The organism is Enterobacter sp. WI-ESBL-E8, from assembly GCF_053364895.1.
The window spans coordinates 1962944-1980189 of sequence record NZ_JBRWXJ010000001.1; the positions used below are offsets into that span (position 1 = coordinate 1962944).

Annotated in this window: 17 protein-coding genes; 4 read left to right on the forward strand and 13 right to left on the reverse strand. The window is 59.4% G+C overall.

From position 1 onward, the window contains the following. Positions 1 to 68: 68 nt before the first annotated feature. The 3 genes from ACWHWP_RS09365 (at position 69) to selO (ending at position 3046) form a co-directional block, all read left to right on the forward strand. Positions 69 to 533, forward strand: coding sequence for an NlpC/P60 family protein (locus ACWHWP_RS09365; RefSeq protein WP_028017229.1), 465 nt, complete (start codon positions 69 to 71; stop codon positions 531 to 533). A gap of 292 nt (positions 534 to 825) precedes the next feature. Further along, on the forward strand, positions 826 to 1542 hold the full coding sequence (locus tag ACWHWP_RS09370; protein ID WP_447855443.1) for an EAL domain-containing protein: 717 nt from the start codon (positions 826 to 828) through the stop codon (positions 1540 to 1542). A gap of 61 nt (positions 1543 to 1603) precedes the next feature. After that, a complete protein-coding gene (gene selO / locus ACWHWP_RS09375; RefSeq protein ID WP_447855444.1) occupies positions 1604 to 3046 on the forward strand; it encodes a protein adenylyltransferase SelO in 1443 nt (480 codons plus the stop codon). Between the two features lie 42 nt (positions 3047 to 3088). Here selO and ACWHWP_RS09380 read toward each other — a convergent pair whose 3' ends face one another. Genes ACWHWP_RS09380 through ACWHWP_RS09400 form a run of 5 tightly spaced genes read right to left on the reverse strand, consistent with a single transcriptional unit; the run spans position 3089 to position 7862 of the window. Beyond that, positions 3089 to 3859, reverse strand: a complete 771-nt coding sequence (locus ACWHWP_RS09380) for a 3-hydroxybutyrate dehydrogenase (protein WP_447855445.1) — start codon at positions 3857 to 3859, stop codon at positions 3089 to 3091. 10 nt (positions 3860 to 3869) lie between these two features. Further along, on the reverse strand, positions 3870 to 5261 hold the full coding sequence (locus tag ACWHWP_RS09385; RefSeq protein ID WP_063955991.1) for a GntP family permease: 1392 nt from the start codon (positions 5259 to 5261) through the stop codon (positions 3870 to 3872). Between the two features lie 43 nt (positions 5262 to 5304). Next, complete coding sequence (locus ACWHWP_RS09390; protein WP_447855446.1) at positions 5305 to 6486, reverse strand: acetyl-CoA C-acetyltransferase; 1182 nt, start codon at positions 6484 to 6486, stop codon at positions 5305 to 5307. Between the two features lie 9 nt (positions 6487 to 6495). Beyond that, on the reverse strand, positions 6496 to 7152 hold the full coding sequence (locus ACWHWP_RS09395) for a CoA transferase subunit B (RefSeq protein WP_059312288.1): 657 nt from the start codon (positions 7150 to 7152) through the stop codon (positions 6496 to 6498). A 2-nt stretch (positions 7153 to 7154) separates the two neighbouring features. Further along, positions 7155 to 7862 carry a CoA transferase subunit A gene (locus ACWHWP_RS09400; RefSeq protein WP_447855447.1) on the reverse strand — a complete coding sequence of 236 codons (708 nt, stop codon included), beginning with the start codon at positions 7860 to 7862 and terminating at the stop codon, positions 7155 to 7157. 140 nt (positions 7863 to 8002) lie between these two features. Between ACWHWP_RS09400 and ACWHWP_RS09405 the strand changes: the two genes are divergently transcribed. Further along, entirely contained in the window at positions 8003 to 8926 is a 924-nt protein-coding gene (locus ACWHWP_RS09405; RefSeq protein ID WP_063955995.1) for a LysR family transcriptional regulator, read from the forward strand. On the opposite strand, the gene ACWHWP_RS09410 is transcribed toward ACWHWP_RS09405, so the two are convergent. The 8 genes from ACWHWP_RS09410 to ppsR all read right to left on the reverse strand — a co-directional run bounded on the left by ACWHWP_RS09410 (position 8893) and on the right by ppsR (position 16983). Continuing rightward, positions 8893 to 9672, reverse strand: a complete 780-nt coding sequence (locus ACWHWP_RS09410; protein WP_063955997.1) for a heme ABC transporter ATP-binding protein — start codon at positions 9670 to 9672, stop codon at positions 8893 to 8895. The genes ACWHWP_RS09405 and ACWHWP_RS09410 overlap by 34 nt on opposite strands. Next, complete coding sequence (locus ACWHWP_RS09415) at positions 9665 to 10657, reverse strand: FecCD family ABC transporter permease (protein WP_447855448.1); 993 nt, start codon at positions 10655 to 10657, stop codon at positions 9665 to 9667. The genes ACWHWP_RS09410 and ACWHWP_RS09415 overlap by 8 nt, the downstream gene beginning before the upstream one ends. Next, on the reverse strand, positions 10657 to 11478 hold the full coding sequence (locus tag ACWHWP_RS09420; RefSeq protein ID WP_059312293.1) for a heme/hemin ABC transporter substrate-binding protein: 822 nt from the start codon (positions 11476 to 11478) through the stop codon (positions 10657 to 10659). Before ACWHWP_RS09420 ends, ACWHWP_RS09415 begins: the two co-directional genes overlap by 1 nt. Continuing rightward, positions 11475 to 12503: a hematinate-forming heme oxygenase ChuS gene (gene chuS / locus ACWHWP_RS09425; protein WP_447855450.1), complete on the reverse strand. Its 1029-nt coding sequence runs from the start codon at positions 12501 to 12503 to the stop codon at positions 11475 to 11477. Before chuS ends, ACWHWP_RS09420 begins: the two co-directional genes overlap by 4 nt. Positions 12504 to 12539: 36 nt before the next feature. Continuing rightward, on the reverse strand, positions 12540 to 14522 hold the full coding sequence (locus tag ACWHWP_RS09430; protein WP_063429784.1) for a TonB-dependent hemoglobin/transferrin/lactoferrin family receptor: 1983 nt from the start codon (positions 14520 to 14522) through the stop codon (positions 12540 to 12542). Positions 14523 to 14595: 73 nt separating this feature from the next. Continuing rightward, positions 14596 to 14778: a hemin uptake protein HemP gene (hemP, locus tag ACWHWP_RS09435; RefSeq protein ID WP_059312296.1), complete on the reverse strand. Its 183-nt coding sequence runs from the start codon at positions 14776 to 14778 to the stop codon at positions 14596 to 14598. A gap of 172 nt (positions 14779 to 14950) precedes the next feature. Further along, a complete protein-coding gene (gene aroH / locus ACWHWP_RS09440) occupies positions 14951 to 15997 on the reverse strand; it encodes a 3-deoxy-7-phosphoheptulonate synthase AroH (protein WP_447855451.1) in 1047 nt (348 codons plus the stop codon). Positions 15998 to 16149: 152 nt separating this feature from the next. Next, complete coding sequence (ppsR, locus tag ACWHWP_RS09445) at positions 16150 to 16983, reverse strand: posphoenolpyruvate synthetase regulatory kinase/phosphorylase PpsR (protein ID WP_059312298.1); 834 nt, start codon at positions 16981 to 16983, stop codon at positions 16150 to 16152. Positions 16984 to 17246: the final 263 nt, after the last annotated feature.

Sequence of the window (17246 nt, forward strand, 5' to 3'; positions counted from 1 at the left end):
TCTTGCCTGTGAGCGCGATTGCACGCTAAATTACGAAAAGAACAAAAAAAGCAGAGGATTCGTCTGAAATGCGATTCTGGTTTCTCCTGATGGCAGCACTCTTTCTTGCGGGATGCAGCAGCCATCGTGCCCCGCCGCCTAACCCACGGCTTTCAGATTCGATCACCGTCATCGCCAGCCTGAACGATCAGCTGAGCAACTGGCGCGGTACGCCCTATCGCTACGGCGGCATGAGCCGGGGTGGTGTGGATTGCTCCGGCTTTGTTCTGATGACATTTCGCGACAAGTTTGATTTACAGCTTCCGCGCGAAACGCGCAAGCAGGCTGAAATCGGCACTGAAATTGATAAAGACGAACTTCTGCCAGGGGACCTGGTTTTCTTTAAAACCGGATCGGGTGAAAGCGGTCTTCATGTGGGGATATATGATACAGATAATCAGTTTATTCATGCCTCAACCAGCCGCGGCGTGATGCGCTCTTCTCTTGATAATGTTTACTGGCGTAAAAATTTCTGGCAGGCACGACGTATATAGTCTGCGTCGGACACATCTCTTATGACGGCATGGTAACTAATAAATCATGCCGTTTTCTCAAATAAGATGATTAAAGTTAAATTTACCTAAATTAGCGAAGTCCACATGTGACTGTTTTATCTAAAACTGGCTATTATTCTGTAACCAGGATAAGATCTATTTTAGATTCAGGGATAAATCTGAAAATTAATACGGAACTAATGAAATTAATCTTATTAAAATCAAGACAGTGGAATTGTGTCGGCAATTGCTCCAGGATGTCCTCTCTCATTTTTAATGCGGGGCGAGTGCAATGATTATTACGCTAGATAATGCTTACCAGTCTGAACTGCTGCTTCTGCCTGCCCGTAATAGTGCAGGTGAGCTTAAAGGTTTAGAAATTCTGGTTAACTTTACTGGCGTCGGCAGCGATGTGAGGATCCCCACTGAGCTCGTTATCCCAAGGCTTTCAGCAGCCGAAGAGTTAGAACTGTTTAACGAAAAACTGCAATTGCTTGATACCTGCAAACTGTTTTTTATTCAGCATCAGTTAATTGCATGGATCAATATTACACCCGTAATTGTTGAGTTTTTATTAAGTAATGGGAACGCTGTTTCAATCCTTGAGCGTTATCCGTTTCTTGAGTTTACTGTTAATGAGAACTATCCAGGTTTAAATAACGGAAAGGACGATCTGCAGCTGGCGAGAATGGCGATCCATTTCCCGTTGGTTCTGGCAAACTTTGGCGCAGGCGCTGCATCGCTCAAAGCGGTCTATGACGGATTATTTAAACGGGTCATTCTCGATAAAGGTTTCATTCAGCAGCGTGCCCCGGAGCTCTCTTTTGAGCCATTTATGCGCGCCATCCTCTGGCAAATCACGCCGCACTGCCAGTCGGTGATCGTCTCCGGCATTGACGACCACAGCCTGTTGCAGCGCGTCCTGTCCTTCAATTTTGGCGCAATGCAGGGGGCGCTCTGGCCTGCCGTCTCTGCCGAACACGTCACTACGCTGGTTCAGCAGCGATAACCCTTGCTTTCGCCCGTGTTTAAGTCCGGGTAAACCCTCTACACTAAAAGCAGGAGGACTTATGACCCTGTCTTTTACTGCTCACTGGCATGACGAGTTGCCTGGCTTTTACACCGCACTCAAACCAACACCGTTACAAAATTCACGCCTTATCTGGCATAACGACCGGCTGGCAGATGAGCTGGCTATTCCGCCTGAGCTGTTTCAGCCTTCAGCGGGCGCAGGCGTCTGGGGAGGCGAAACGCTGCTCGCCGGTATGCAACCTCTGGCGCAGGTCTATAGCGGACATCAGTTTGGCGTCTGGGCGGGGCAACTGGGCGACGGCAGGGGGATCCTGCTCGGCGAACAGCAGCTTTCCAACGGGGAGACGGTTGACTGGCACCTGAAAGGCGCAGGTCTTACCCCCTATTCGCGAATGGGTGACGGGCGTGCGGTACTGCGTTCAACCATTCGCGAATGCCTGGGATCTGAAGCGATGCATGCGCTGGGTATTCCCACCACCCGCGCGCTGTCGATTGTTACCAGCGATACGCCGGTTGCGCGTGAAACGATGGAAAAAGGGGCAATGCTGATGCGCATTGCGCAAAGCCATTTGCGCTTCGGTCATTTCGAGCACTTTTACTATCGCCGCGAGCCGGACAAGGTTCGCCAGCTTGCGGACTTTGCCATTCGTCACCACTGGGCACATTTGCAAGACGAGGCGGATAAATACGTTCTCTGGTTCAGGGACGTAGTGGCCCGTACCGCCACCCTGATTGCCCGCTGGCAAACGGTAGGCTTTGCCCATGGCGTCATGAATACGGACAATATGTCGATCCTCGGGCTGACCTTTGACTACGGTCCGTTTGGCTTCCTCGATGATTATCAGCCTGGGTACATCTGCAACCACTCCGACTACCAGGGGCGTTACAGCTTTGACAACCAGCCAGCGGTCGGCCTGTGGAACCTGCAGCGACTTGCGCAAACCCTGTCGCTGTCTATCGACGTGGATGCCCTGAACGATGCCCTCGACAGCTATCAGGACATTTTGCTGCGGGAATATGGCACGCTGATGCGTAACAAGCTCGGGCTGGTGACGCATGAGAGGGGCGATAACGATATCCTCAACGGCCTGTTTGCTCTGATGGCGAGTGAGGGCAGCGATTACACCCGAACCTTCCGAATGCTGGGCCAGACGGAGCAGCACAGCGCGGCCTCGCCGCTGCGCGACGAGTTTATTGACAGGCAGGCGTTTGACGACTGGTTTGCTCAGTACCGCGCGCGGCTGCAGCAGGAGCAGGTGGATGACGCTACCCGCCAGACGCAGATGAACGCCACTAACCCGGCGATGGTATTGCGCAACTGGCTGGCGCAGCGGGCGATTGAGCAGGCAGAGCAGGGCGAATACGACGAATTGCACCGCCTGCACGTGGCGTTACGCACGCCGTTTGCCGACCGGGATGATGACTACGTCAGCCGCCCGCCTGACTGGGGCAAGCGGCTGGAGGTCAGTTGCTCGAGCTAACCCTGTTTGCCGGGCGACGGCTTCGCTTACCCGGCCGACAAATCACTGCGCAACCCAGCCGCCGTCCATATTCCACGCGGCGCCGCGTACGTTCACGGCGCTGTTGCTGCACAAAAACAGCGTCAGTTCGCCCAGCTGTTCCGGGGTGACAAATTCCCCGGAAGGCTGTTTCTCCCCCAGAAGCTGGTCGCGCGCCAGATCCGGCGCGACGCCATCCGCAATGCGTTTGTCGATTTGCTGTTGCACCAGCGGCGTCAGTACCCAGCCGGGGCAGAGCGCATTTGCGGTAATACCGGTGCGGGCGGTTTCCAGCGCCAGCGACTTGGTAAAGCCCACCACGCCATGCTTGGCGGCCACGTAAGCTGACTTCTCTTTTGAGGCCACCAGCCCGTGAACCGAGGCGATATTAATGATGCGGCCCCAGTTTTTCTCCCGCATGGCATGCAGCGCCAGCCGGCTGGTGTGAAATACCGCTGAAAGGTTAATGGCGATAATGTCGTTCCACTTCTCTACCGGAAATGCATCAACCGGGGCCACGTGCTGTATGCCCGCGTTGTTGACCAGGATGTCCACGCCGCCGAACTGCGTATCGGCGTAGCGCATCAGGGCTTCAATCTGCAGGACATCGCGCAGATCCGCATCGTGATAGCCCGGCTTTTTGCCCAGTTGCGCAATCTCAGCGCGCGCCGATTCGCTGTCGCCGAAACCGTTAAGGATCACCTGTGCCCCGGCTTTCGCCAGCACGCGGGCGATCCCCAGGCCAATACCGCTCGTTGAGCCGGTTACCAGTGCGGTTTTACCGTTCAGATTCATTTTTTTCTCCTTACACAATGCCGGTCAGATAGAACACGGCAATGACAAAAAGCACTGCCAGACTTTTAATGATTGTGATAGCGAAAATGCCGCCGTAGGCCTGACGATGGCTCAGGCCGGTGATCGCCAGCAGGGTAATCACCGCGCCGTTATGGGGAAGGGTATCCATCCCCCCGCTTGCCATGGAGGCCACGCGGTGCAGCACCTCAAGAGGGATATTGGCTGCGTGGGCGGCAGCGACAAACGTGTCGGCCATGGCCGCCAGGGCAATGCTCATCCCGCCGGACGCCGAGCCGGTGATCCCCGCCAGAACGGTCACGCTGATGGCCTCATTAAGCAGCGGATTCGGGATTGCCGCCAGCGCTTTGGATAACACCAGAAAACCGGGCAAGGCGGCGATAACCGCGCCAAAACCGTATTCCGAAGCGGTGTTCATTGCGGCCAGAATGGCACCGCTGACCGCCGTGCGGCTGCCTTCTGCCAGGCGTCCGCGGATATTGCGAAAGCCAAAAATCAGCACCAGCACGATACCGGAGATCAGCGCCGCTTCCACCGCCCAGATGGCGGTGATCTTGCTCACCTCGGTCACAATCGGCTTCGCCAGTCCGGGCAGGGTAAGCTCGTGGCTTGTGCCGTACCAGCCGGGGATCCAGCGGGTAAACAGCAGGTTGAGGATCCCCACCAGCAGCAGAGGGGAGATGGCAATCAGCGGGTGAGGGAGGTTAATGTTGTCCGGCGTTTCCGGTTCATTTTTCAGATCCGTGCCGTAACCCTCGTTGTTATTGAGCGCCTTACGACGCTGGCGCTCGAGCCACAGCAGGCCAAAACAGATAATAAACAGCGAGCCGATGAGCCCCAGCCACGGCGCGGCCCAGGCGTTAGTGCCGAAGAAGCTGGTGGGGATAATGTTCTGGATCTGCGGCGTGCCGGGCAGGGCGTCCATGGTAAACGAGAATGCTCCGAGCGCCACGGTGGCCGGGATCAGCCGTTTAGGGATGCCGCTCTGACGGAATAGCTCGGCGGCAAACGGATACACCGCAAACGCCACCACAAACAGCGACACGCCGCCGTAGGTTAACAGCGCGCACACGAGGACAATCACCGGGATCGCGTGGCGACGGCCGAGGATCTGAATCGCCGCGGCGACGATGGACCGTGAGAAACCGGAGAGTTCAATCAGCTTGCCAAACACTGCGCCCAGCAGGAATACCGGGAAGTAGAGCTTGACGAAGCCCACCATTTTTTCCATAAACAGGCCGGTGAACGTCGGGCCGACGGCGCCCGGGTCGGTCAGCAGCACGGCGCCGAGCGCCGCAATCGGCGCAAACAAAATCACGCTATATCCGCGATAGGCCGCCAGCATCAGCAGAGCCAGCGCCCCCAGGGCAATTAACACACTCATTACGACTCCTTACTCTTGTTATATTCGGGTACTAACGAGATGTTTAACGCTCGACGGTCAGGGCGATGCCTTGCCCGCCGCCTACGCACAGGGTGACGAGCCCTTTTTTGACGTCACGGCGCTGCATTTCGTGCAGCAGCGTCACGAGGATGCGGCAGCCGGATGCGCCAATCGGATGACCGAGAGCGATTGCCCCGCCGTTGACATTCACCTTGCGCTCATCCCAGCCGAGCTGCTGGCCCACCGCCAGCGCCTGTGCGGCAAAGGCTTCATTGGCTTCAATAAGGTCCACGTCATCCAGCGCCCAGCCCGCCCGCGCCAGCGCCGTCCGGCAGGCGCTGACCGGACCGATGCCCATCACCGACGGGTCAACGCCCGTCACGGCATAACTCACGATGCGTCCGAGGATCGGCAGCCCGCTCTCCCGGGCGCGTTCCTCGCTCATCAGCAGCACCGCAGCGGCACCGTCGTTGAGCGTCGAGGCGTTGCCTGCTGTGACCGTGCCTTCCTCGTGCAAAAAAGCGGGGCGCAGCTGCGCAAGCTGCCCGGCGGTGGTCCCTGGCCGGGGCTGTTCATCACAGCTGACAACCTGCGGCGGCTTTTTGCCCTGCTTCACCGTCACCGGCGCTATCTCGGTGTCAAACCGACCGGACTCAATGGCGGACGCCGCTTTTTGCTGCGATCGGGCGGCGAAGGCGTCCTGCTGCTCGCGAGAAATACCGTACTGTCGGGCAACGTTTTCAGCGGTGATGCCCATGTGGTAATCGTTGAACGCGTCCCACAGACCGTCCGTAATCATGCTGTCCTGCAGGCCCGTATGCCCAAAACGTAATCCTGCTCGCGCCCCGTCCAGCAGATAGGGGGCGTTGCTCATGCTCTCCTGACCGCCTGCGATAACCACGTCGGCGTCACCGCAGCGGATCGCCTGCGCGGCGAGCTGCACCGCTTTTAAGCCCGCGCCGCACACCAGATTGACCGTTGTCGCCGGCGTGGTGACGGGTAATCCGGCGGCGATAGCCGTCTGGCGCGCCGGGTTTTGCCCGCATCCCGCCGTCAGCACCTGACCGAAAATCACCTCGTCAATCTTCTCAGCGCTAAGACCGCTGTTCTCAAGCAGGCGACGGACCGCTGCGGCACCCAGCTCAGCCGCAGAGAGAGGCGCGAGCGATCCGCGAAAACTGCCGACAGGGGTACGCGTTGCCCCGACAATCATGACCTGTTTCATGCAGAGCCCTCAGCTGAAGCGCATTTCGCGAACGTCGTCCGCCACAATGATTTTCCCGGCCGTTTTTGCCACGATGTCGTCGATGCTGACGCCGGGGGCGTATTCTCGCAGGATGAACGCGCCGTCCTCGATCTCAAGCAGCGCCAGGTCGGTTAACACCCGGCGGATGCAGCCCACGCCCGTGAGCGGCAGCGTGCAGCGCGGGAGCAGCTTTGACTCACCGCTTTTTGAGGCGTGGGTCATCACCACGATGATGTTCTGCGCCCCGGCGACGAGATCCATCGCGCCACCCATCCCTTTCACCATTTTTCCGGGGATCATCCACGACGCGATGCTGCCCTCGACGTCTACTTCAAAGGCGCCGAGCACGGTCAGGTCAACATGGCCGCCGCGGATCATGGCAAACGACTGGGCCGAGTCGAAAATGGCAGCGCCTGTCCGGGCGGTCACGGTCTGTTTACCGGCATTAATCATGTCAGCGTCGAGGCTCTGCTCATCGGGAAACGCGCCCATCCCCAGCAGACCGTTTTCCGACTGGAGCATCACGTCCATCCCTGGCGGAATATAATTCGCCACCAGGGTAGGGATGCCGATCCCCAGGTTGACGTAGTAACCGTCGCGTAGCTCCCGGGCGACGCGCATGGCCATCTGTTCACGGGTTAACATCGTCACACTCCTTCCGCGCGCAGCGTGCGCTGCTCAATGCGTTTTTCAAACTGGCCGACGATCAGCCTGTCGACGTAAATTCCCGGGGTATGAATGGCCGACGGGGGCAGCTCCCCCGGCGGAACAATCTCTTCTACTTCCACAACCGTTATCCGGCCCGCCGTTGCCATCAGCGGGTTAAAGTTTTGCGCGGTATGTCGATAGATAACGTTGCCGTACCAGTCCGCCTTCCAGCCTTTGATGAGCGCAAAATCACCCGTAATGGCCTCTTCGAGGACGTAATGTTTACCCGCAAACTGGCGCACCTCTTTGCCCGCGGCCACGGGCGTGCCGTAGCCGGTTGCGGTGTAAAAGGCGGGGATCCCGGCGCCGCCCGCGCGCACCTTTTCGGCCAGCGTCCCCTGAGGCGTGAGTTCAACCTCCAGCTCGCCGCTCAGCACCTGCTGCTCGAACAGCGCGTTCTCGCCGACGTAAGAGGCCACCACCTTACGGACCTGTCGGGTCTCAAGCAGGATCCCGAGGCCGAAGCCATCCACGCCGCAGTTGTTAGAGACCACCGTCAGACCCTGCACCTGACGGCGTCTGACCTCGGCAATCAGGTTCTCAGGAATACCGCACAGGCCGAAGCCGCCCGCCAGCAAGGTCATCCCGTCCGTCAGCCCATCCAGCGCCTGCGTATAGCTGCCGACGCGCTTATCCAGTCCTGCCATAGTTACCCCTCCCGTTAGCCGTGCCGGTATCATTAGGGGTGGCGACTCATTTGTTAATTTTGAATTTGTGACCCACTCATTTGGTTTTTTTATTAATTTCCTGTTAACTAAATTTTTTCAATTAGTTAACGGGATGAAAAATGAGAATGAGTGTCAAACAGTTACGCGCGTTTTTAGCGGTAGCTCACACTCTGAACTTCGCGCACGCGAGCGAACGGCTGAATCTCTCTCAGCCGGCACTCAGCCTGACGATAAAAGCGCTGGAGGATGCTCTCGGCGGACCGCTGCTGCAGCGCAGCACGCGCAAGGTCGCTCTGACGCAGGAGGGCGAGACCTTTTTGCCGATGGCGCGGCAGCTGCTTGCCGACTGGGATAATGTCGAAGAGGCGATGCACCAGTGCTTTACCCTGCAGCGCGGCAAAATCTCGGTTGCGGCCATGCCGTCGTTTGCCGCGAATGTCTTACCCGAGGTGCTAAAAGCGTTTCGCGACCGTCACGCCGGGATCAACGTCACCGTGCATGACGTCATTAACGAGCAGGTCATCGAGATGGTGCGGGAGGGGCGCGTGGAGATGGGCATCGCGTTTGAGCCTGCGCCAACGCACAACCTGCTGTTTACCCCGCTGGGCCTCGACAGGTTTGTTGCCGTTGTGCCAAAAGATTCCCCGCTTGCGGGCAAGAAGCGCCTGGCATGGGAAGAGCTGCTGACGCTGGATTTTATTACCCTGCAGCGCCCCTCGGCGGTGCGTCTGATGATGGAAGAGGAGCTGGCGCGAAGCGGCAGAAGGCTGGACGTCGCGCTGGAGAGCCATCAGCTGGTGACGGTTGGGCGAATGGTCGCAAGCGGGCTGGGCGGCAGCGCCGTGCCGGCGCTGTGCGAGACCCAGATGGCGTCGCTGGGGGCGGTTTGTATTCCGCTGGACAGCCCGCCCATTGAAAAGTGTATCGGAGTGATCCACCCGGGGCACACGCAGCTCTCTAAAGCGGCCCATGTCCTGCTGGAAACGCTGAAGGATTTTTACCAGCCCGGTCAGGGGGTGAGAAACACCTGCGGCGCGGCGTGAGCCGGATGTCTGCCGACGTAAACCTGCGCCCCGTACCAGCGCGCCAGCGTATCGGCCTGTAAAACGGTGTCCGGTTCCCCCTGCGACACGATTTTCCCGCCGTGCAGCAGCAGGATGCGATCCGCCCACAGCGCCGCCAGATTAAGGTCGTGCAGCACCGCGCACACGTGCAGATGTCCCCGACGGGTCAGGGATTTCAGCAGGCGCAGCAGATGCTGCTGGTGGTAGAGATCCAGCGCGGAGGTGGGTTCATCAAGGAACAGCCAGCCGCGCGGCGCGCCGTCGCACCAGAGCTGAGCCAGCGCGCGGGCGAGCTGGATGCGCTGCTGCTCGCCGCCGGAAAGCGCCGCAAACCGCCTGCCCGCCAGCGGTAAACAGCCGGTAACGGCCATGACCTCCTCAATAATTGACGCTTCAGGCGTGCGGGTCCAGGGCGCGCGACCCATACCGACGACCGCCTCAACCGGCCAGTCGAATCCGAGCTGCGTGTTCTGGCGCATCACTGCCCGGTAGCGGGAGAGCGCATCCGGCTGCCAGGCCGCAAGCGGCGTGCCCGCCAGGCTGCACCGTCCCGCTGCCGGTTTAAGATAGCCGGTAAGCAGCCGCAATAGCGTTGATTTCCCGGCGCCGTTGGGGCCAATCAACGCTACCAGCTCGCCCTGAGACAAGGTCAGCGACACGTCGTTAATCAGCGTCCGCTGCCCGGCGCGAAAAACAAGGTTTTCTGCACCATAGCGTTCAGCCATGCGCACCTCCGCGACGAAAGATAAGCCACAGGAAACCCGGCGCGCCGAGAAGGCTGGTCAATAAGCCAACCGGCATTTCCGCCGGGGCAACCAGGCTGCGCGCCAGCGTATCGGCAACCAGCAGGAGCAACGCGCCGGCCAGCACCGAGCCGGGGATCGCGGCGCGGTGGTCAGCCCCCAGCCACATGCGCACCAGGTGCGGCACCACCAGGCCGACAAAGCCGATAACGCCGCTGACCGCCACGGCGGCGGCCACCAGCAGGGCGCTGCACAGTAAAAGGATCCGCTGCACGGTAGCGACGTCCACGCCGAGGTAGTGCGCCTCTTCTTCGCCCAGCTGCAGCAAATTGAGGGCGCCTGCCAGACGCCAGATAACCAGTGCGGCAGGCACCATCAGCGACGCGACGGCCAGCAGCGTTGACCACTGCGCCTGGCCGAGGCTGCCCATTCCCCAGAGCGAAAGCTGGCGAAGCTGGGCATCGTTGCTGAGCCATGACAGCACGCCGACGGCCGCGCCGCACAGGGCGTTGATGGCAATGCCGACCAGCAGCAGGCGCGACAGGGATGCGTCACGCTGCCGGCTGAGCAGGAAAATCACGAGGGTGGCGGCCAGCGCGCCGAGAAACGCCGCCAGCATTGGGGCATACAGCATCACCAGCGCAGGCAGCGAGAGCGGAAGCACCACCCACAGCGCGACGGCAAGTGCCGCGCCGCTGCTGATGCCCAGCAGGCCCGGGTCAGCCAGCGGGTTGCGGAACAGCCCCTGCATCACGCAGCCCGCCAGCGCCAGTGAACCGCCGATCGCCAGCGCCAGCAGCACGCGAGGCAGGCGGATCGTCAGCCAGATCTGACGCAGCGCCTCGTCGCTGTCGTCCCACAGCAGGCTGGCCGGCAGGCGTAATGCCCCAACCCCGGTCGCGGCGAGCGTCATGACGGTCAGGATCGCGGTCAGCATCCATAACGATAAGGCAATCCGCCGTGACATCAGGGCAGCTGCTCCGCTTTGCTGCGCAGCTGCTGGATGGCCTGTGGCGTTCGCACGCTAAAGCCCAGCAGCGCCATATCGTCAATCGCCAGCACCTGCCTGTTCCGTCCTGCCGGGGTTTGCGCCAGGCCGGGCAGCTTCCACAGATTCGCTTCACCGCCCAGGGCGTTGATTCCGTCCTGCGAAATCACCACAAGGTCAGGCCGGCTGGCGATCGTGCCCTCCTGCGACAGCGGCTGATAGCGGGTGAACCCCTGCATCGCGTTCTGCAGGCCCGCCGCACGGATGGCCGCATCCGCGCCGGTCTGCTGTCCAGCTGCCATGGCGGTCATCCCGCCGTGGTTGAGAATAAACAGCACTCGCTTGTTGAGCGGCGACGCGGGAAGCGCCGACAGCGCCTGACGCAGCGTGTTGCGCAGAACTTCCCCCTCGGCCTCGCGGTGCGTCGCTTCAGCGACGATCCGCACCTTTTCGTCAATGACGCTCAGGTCGTTTCCGGCGGGAATGGCGATCACCCTGACGTGGCTTTGCTCAACCTGCTTTAGCGCCAGAGACGGCTGCGCCTGGGCGCTGGCCAGCACCAGCGTGGGGCGCATGGATAAGATCCCTTCCGCATTGAGCTGGCGCAGATACCCTACGTCCGGCAGCGCGTTCGCCGCCGGCGGCCACTGGCTGGTACTGTCGCGCGCCACCAGCGAAGACGCCGCGCCGAGGGCGTAGACAATCTCGGTGACGTCGCCGCCGAGCGTGACGATTTTCTCCTGCGGCGCTGCAAACGCCAGCAGGGGCAGGGCGCTGAGCAGGGCAAGCCACCGCTTCATGCGGCCAGCCCTTTCGCCGTTAAGGCGTCAATCTGGCTGCGCCACTGGCTCTGCTCCGGCTCGCCTTCGGTACGCTGGCCGTACAGCTGGGCGATTTGCGTCCCGTCGGCGGCAAACAGCTCCAGGCTGGTGACGTGCCCGTCAGCCGTCGGCTTGCGCGTAACCCACGTTTCCGCAATGGATCCTTCAAGCAGATGCAGGGTAAAGGTTGGGTTAAAGATATTCAGCCAGCCTTTCATCGGCACCAGCTTTTCCACCGCGCCGGTGAAGATCTGCACGCAGCCGCGGTTGCCGACGAAGACCATGATTTCGTTTCCGTCCCGGCGGGCCGCTTCCAGCAGCTGCTCCAGTGCGGCGTTATCGACCCGGCAGGCCAGATCGTCACCCACCAGGCGAAACGCCTGCTGGCGGCTGAGATTGTGGCGCTTCAGCAGGCCGAAGAACTGGTGGACGTCGGTCATGGCGCGCCACTCTGCGTCCACGATCGCGGCCTGCGCGTTTTCTGCGTGAGCCGGGACATCGGCCACCTTCAGCGCCAGCGGTGGATTATCGGCAAAGATAAAGCGGGTCAGCACGTCGCCCCAGGCGGAAACGTCGGTATTATCCGTGGCGTAGACCTTCAGCAGGGCATCGCCCTGGTGGTCGAAGAACTGAATGCTCTGCCGCTCGCCGCGGGCGGTGGCTTCACTGATGTGAAACGCGCTTGCCCACTGGTTGAGGAACAGGCGCAGATCCAGCGCGCGCGGGTTCAGCACCAGCCCGGCGTGGCCGTTCAGGTGCTGGTTGGTGAAGCTCCCTACCTGCTCGTGCACGGCGTATTCGTTGCGGCAGATACATTTGGTTTCGCCCACCGCTTCCAGCGCGCTCAGGATCTCGCGGATGTCGCCGCACAGTCGCCAGGCGTCGTGACCCACGCGGGCAAAGGCCAGCTCTGCTTCGCTGATGTTCATTAAGCCGGCGATGTCGCGCGCGTACTTACCGGGATTGTCTTCTTTTAGCTCAAGCCAGCGCGTGTAGTGATTCATTGTTTTCATCCTTCTGAATAGTTGCCCCGACGGGAATTACCACTGATAGCTTACGAAAATCTTGCCGTTACGGCCGTCCTGCGGAATGCCCTGAGGGGACCAGTACTCTTTGTCAAAGGCGTTGCCGAGCACCAGCGTGGTGGTCACGCCTTTCAGCTTCTCCTGGCCCTTATAGCTGACGTAGAAGTCGTTGACCGCATAGCCCGGCTGCTTGCTGTAGCTGCTGCTGATGTGCGTTGAGCGATCGACAAAGGTGCCAATCCAGCCGACGGAAAAACCGCTTTGCGCCACCGGAACGTCCAGCTTGCTGGTGACGGTATCCGGGTTGATGCTGGAGATATACTCGCCCGTATCGGTGTCTTTCCCGCGCGTGCGGTTATAGGCCAGGTCGAGGTTGAAGAGGTCGGCAGAGTATTTCGCCATCATGTCCCAGCCCCAGATTTTGGCGTTCGGGACGTTATAGGACATGGTGGTCGCCGCCGCAAAATCGACGGTGGTGGAGATGTAGTCTTTGGCTTTGGTGTCGAAATAGCTGGCTTTGAACTCCAGCGCATCGTTGGCAAGCATCAGATCGTCAAAGCGCAGGCCAAAACCGAACTCCTGCGTTTCGTTGGTTTCCGGGCGCAGGTTCGGGTTTGGCACCCAGTAGTTGGTATAGAAGCTGCCGATGGAGAAGTGCTTGGCATCGTTATACATCTCGCCCATGGTGGGCGCGCGGAACGCCTGCGCGTAAGAGCCAAACAGCATCAGCCAGTCGGTCGGGCTGACGGTTAACCCGGCGCGGGATGACCACTTATCGGCATCCACATCGTCGTAGCCGTTGCTGCTGCCGCGATAGTTGTCGTAGCGCGTGCCGCCAAGAAGGGTGACGGGAAGGTCGCGCAGGGTAATTTCATCCTGCAGCCAGCCTGAGCTGAAGTCGATCTTCGCCTCCGGGAAGCCGGTGGTCGCGCCGCCGGGGCGTTGTTCCTGACGGTAGTATTCCCCGCCGTAGGTCAGAAGGTGTGCTGCAAAGGTGTCGGTGAACAGGCGGGTGCGGTTTTCCACCTTACCGCCTTTGGTTGTCTGCTTGCGAAACTCACCGCTGCCGTCGATGTTCTGGGCATTAATGCGCGCTTCGGACCAGTAGACCTTCGCGTCGGCGTTCAGCCAGTCGTTTCCGGCCGGGGCGATGGCGTAGCCCAGCTGCGCGTCACGCTGAATGGTGGAGCGATCGGTCATCGGATTACTGCTGTCCGCCCCGGTGGTTTGCGGGTTTTTCGGCTCCTGGGCGTCGTTGTTGTAGTAGCGCAGGGAGCCGCTCAGGGTCTGGGCCGGGTCAATCTTCCAGCTGCCTTTCGCCAGCATGTTATTAATGGATTCGTCGTTAGGCGCGGAGGCACCGTCGCTCTGGCGGATATCACCGCGATCCCGGCTGGACCAGGAGACCAGACCGTCCAGCGTATCGGTGCGGCCGTAGGCGCTGGCCCCTATGCCGAGGCTACGATCGCCCGTCGCGCCGGTACCAAACACGCGGTAACCGCTGTTTTTACCCGGATCCAGCAGGTCTTTTGCATCGACGGTGTCATACGAAATCACGCCGCCCAGCGCGCCGCTGCCGTACAGCAGGGCCGACGGGCCGCGCACCACTTCGATACGTTTAATCAGCGCCGGGTCGAGGAAAGTGCTGTTCAGGTGGCCGGTATCGGTTCCCTGGCGCACGCCGTCAACCAGCACCAGCACGCCGCGACGGTCATAGCCGCGCAGGTTCACGTCCTGGCCATTGGTGCGCCCGGTGCCGTCCAGCGTCAGGCCGGGGACGTTGCGCAGCAGGTCGGCCGCCGAGCTGGCAGTCTGTTTCTCCGGCGCGCTGGCGTCAATCACGTTCACCATCATGGGGGCTTCAAAGGCGCTGCGGGCGTTGCCCGTGGCGGTCACGGTAATATCGTCTGTGGCAGCAAACGCGATGCCCGGCAGGGCGCTGACAATCGACAGCGCCAGAAGTGACGGGCGTAAAGACGCGGAAGGCAGGTGTGGCATAGCAACTCTCCATAAGAATTGAAAAGCGCTGGCTGCCTGGGGGTCACCTGGGTGGCTGGCGTATTTTTTAGGTTTATTTCGTGAGGATCAGTTTTCCGGCATGGGTCTGGCGCAGAAGATAGCGCTGGCCGTCATGCTCGATAATGACCCGCCCCTCATCGCCGAGCAGGGCTTTACTGTCAATCCGACGCTCGGTGGGGGCTGGCGCTGTGTGTGTTTTTGCTGGCGTTGCCGCGCTGTTATCCGTACGTGACATAATGTTTATAAATAACAATCAATGTAACAATGATAATCATTATCAATAAACTGCAAATTCACGGCAAGCGTTTTTGTGAAAAAAGGGTGAGGGGATCAAATTTGGGGGTGAAGTGCGGTCAGATGCCCTCACCCCGACCCTCTCCCACAGGGAGAGGGAGAAGGGCTGGATTTTAGAAGCGAGAATCAACCGCAGCTGCCAGCTTATCCAGCAGCAGTTCGCTGTCTTCCCAGCTAAGGCACGGGTCGGTGATCGACTGGCCGTAGACCATCTGCTGTCCGGCAACGATTTTCTGCGTCCCTTCCTTGATGAAACTTTCGGCCATAATGCCCGCGATGGCGCTTGAACCGCTGCGGATCTGCTGGCAAACCTCATCGCAGACGTCCAGCTGGCGGCGATGCTGCTTCTGACAGTTACCGTGGCTGAAGTCCACCACCAGATGCTCCGGCAGGTCGAACTCGGCCAGCGTTTCACAGGCCGCCGCAATATCTTCTGCATGGTAATTGGGTTTCTTCCCGCCGCGCATAATGATGTGCCCGTACGGGTTACCGCTGGTCTGGTAGATGGTCATATGACCGCTCTTGTCCGGCGACAGGAACATATGGCTGGCGCGGGCTGCGCGGATGGCATCAACTGCGATACGGGTGTTGCCATCGGTCCCGTTTTTAAAGCCGACCGGACAGGAGAGGGCGGAGGCCATCTCACGGTGGATCTGGCTTTCGGTGGTGCGTGCGCCAATTGCGCCCCAGCTGATCAGATCGGCGATAAACTGTCCGGTCACCATATCGAGAAACTCGGTCGCCGTCGGCACGCCCAGCTCGTTGACCTGTAAAAGCAGTTTCCGCGCCAGCTCAATACCGTGATTCACGCGATAGCTGCCGTTGAGGTCAGGGTCGGAAATCAGCCCTTTCCAGCCCACCACGGTCCGCGGTTTTTCAAAGTAGGTCCGCATCACAATCTCAAGGCGATGCTGGTACTTATCCCGCAGCCCCTGAAGCCGTTTTGCATAATCCATCGCGGCATCCAGATCGTGGATGGAGCAAGGCCCAATCACCACCAGAAGACGCTTGTCTTCACCATTAAGGATTTTTTCAATACGACGGCGGGAGGCCGTCACATGTTCCGCGACGGTGGCGGAAACAGGATGCCGCTGTGCCAGTTCAGCCGGCGTGACCAGGCTGTCAATGCGCGCAGTGCGGAGTTCATCGGTTTTATTCATGGAATGTCTCAGAAAATTTTTGCTTCATCGGCAGACTACCGGGAAGTGATGGGCATCACCTTAAACCAATCCCTGCTGATTTCAAGTTCGGGGCGACACCGCCCCGTTGTTGCCGATGATGATACCTGAATCTGAGTTAATGTACTAGCATATTAGTACATGCGGCGGTTAAGCCCCATGATGTCGAGAATTTTGGTGGCAATCTCTTCAACGGAATAGTTGGTGCTGTTCAGCCACGGGATCTGGTTTTTGCGGTACAGGGCTTCCACTTCGGAGACCTCCATTCGGCACTGGCGCATGGAGGCGTAGCGGCTGTTTTCGCGGCGCTCTTCGCGGATGGCGGCGAGGCGTTCCGGGTTGATCGTCAGGCCGAACAGCTTGTGCTGCAGCGGCTTCAGGGCGGCGGGCAGCACCAGGTTATCCATGTCGTCAGCGATAAACGGGTAGTTCGCGGCGCGAATGCCGAACTGCATCGCCAGATAGAGGCTGGTCGGGGTTTTGCCGCAGCGCGATACGCCAAGCAAAATCACCTGCGCCTGGTCGAGATTTCGCATTGAGATACCGTCGTCGTGCGCCAGGGTGTAGTCAATGGCGGCGATACGGGCATCGTACTTAATCAGGTTGCCGGGGTTAAGCCCGTGGGTACGGTGGGCGATAGGGGTCGGGTCGAGCTTAAGCTCGCTTTGCAGCGGCGCCACCAGCGCCTGCACGATATCCTGACAGAAGCCTTCACTTTGCAGGATGATGGAGCGAATCTCGGGGATGACGATAGAGTAGAACACCAGCGGGCGCACGCCGGTCTGCTGGAAGATAGCGTCAATCTGGTCCTTCACCGCCCTGGCGCGGCTCTCATTTTCGACAAACGGCAGCGTGATGCTGTTAATCGAAACGGGAAATTGTGACATCACCGCGTGGCCCAGCACCTCGGCGGTGATCGCCGTACCATCAGAAATATAAAAAACGTGGCGATCGACAGCACTATCCATTTTACTCACCCTGAATATCAGACCTAATTGTCTGAAAGCATAAATTAAAAAAGTTAATTACACAGCAAAGAACTTGTCCTAATTATAAATGAAACGGTGTTTTTGATTTTCCTGAAAAGCAGATTTCATTTTTCAAATAGCGACTTTGTTTTTGTGGTTTCTGCCTGAATATATAGGAATCATCGGGTTATTGACTGGTGGGAAAGTATCCGAAAAGTTGAAAATTTAAATTGCTTACACGATTCACCGTTTTTTTAGCGGAA

Bases quoted from the DNA above. Each gene is read 5' to 3' on its own strand.
- ACWHWP_RS09380 (WP_447855445.1), bottom strand. From the start codon at position 3,859: ATGAATCTGAACGGTAAAACCGCACTGGTAACCGGCTCAACGAGCGGT.
- ACWHWP_RS09400 (WP_447855447.1), bottom strand. From the start codon at position 7,862: ATGGCAGGACTGGATAAGCGCGTCGGCAGCTATACGCAGGCGCTGGAT.
- ACWHWP_RS09420 (WP_059312293.1), bottom strand. From the start codon at position 11,478: ATGAAGCGGTGGCTTGCCCTGCTCAGCGCCCTGCCCCTGCTGGCGTTT.
- ACWHWP_RS09390 (WP_447855446.1), bottom strand. From the start codon at position 6,486: ATGAAACAGGTCATGATTGTCGGGGCAACGCGTACCCCTGTCGGCAGT.
- chuS (WP_447855450.1), bottom strand. From the start codon at position 12,503: ATGAATCACTACACGCGCTGGCTTGAGCTAAAAGAAGACAATCCCGGT.
- ACWHWP_RS09385 (WP_063955991.1), bottom strand. From the start codon at position 5,261: ATGAGTGTGTTAATTGCCCTGGGGGCGCTGGCTCTGCTGATGCTGGCG.
- ACWHWP_RS09395 (WP_059312288.1), bottom strand. From the start codon at position 7,152: ATGTTAACCCGTGAACAGATGGCCATGCGCGTCGCCCGGGAGCTACGC.
- ACWHWP_RS09410 (WP_063955997.1), bottom strand. From the start codon at position 9,672: ATGGCTGAACGCTATGGTGCAGAAAACCTTGTTTTTCGCGCCGGGCAG.
- ACWHWP_RS09405 (WP_063955995.1), top strand. From the start codon at position 8,003: ATGAGAATGAGTGTCAAACAGTTACGCGCGTTTTTAGCGGTAGCTCAC.
- aroH (WP_447855451.1), bottom strand. From the start codon at position 15,997: ATGAATAAAACCGATGAACTCCGCACTGCGCGCATTGACAGCCTGGTC.
- ACWHWP_RS09365 (WP_028017229.1), top strand. From the start codon at position 69: ATGCGATTCTGGTTTCTCCTGATGGCAGCACTCTTTCTTGCGGGATGC.
- selO (WP_447855444.1), top strand. From the start codon at position 1,604: ATGACCCTGTCTTTTACTGCTCACTGGCATGACGAGTTGCCTGGCTTT.
- ACWHWP_RS09370 (WP_447855443.1), top strand. From the start codon at position 826: ATGATTATTACGCTAGATAATGCTTACCAGTCTGAACTGCTGCTTCTG.
- ACWHWP_RS09415 (WP_447855448.1), bottom strand. From the start codon at position 10,657: ATGTCACGGCGGATTGCCTTATCGTTATGGATGCTGACCGCGATCCTG.
- ppsR (WP_059312298.1), bottom strand. From the start codon at position 16,983: ATGGATAGTGCTGTCGATCGCCACGTTTTTTATATTTCTGATGGTACG.
- hemP (WP_059312296.1), bottom strand. From the start codon at position 14,778: ATGTCACGTACGGATAACAGCGCGGCAACGCCAGCAAAAACACACACA.
- ACWHWP_RS09430 (WP_063429784.1), bottom strand. From the start codon at position 14,522: ATGCCACACCTGCCTTCCGCGTCTTTACGCCCGTCACTTCTGGCGCTG.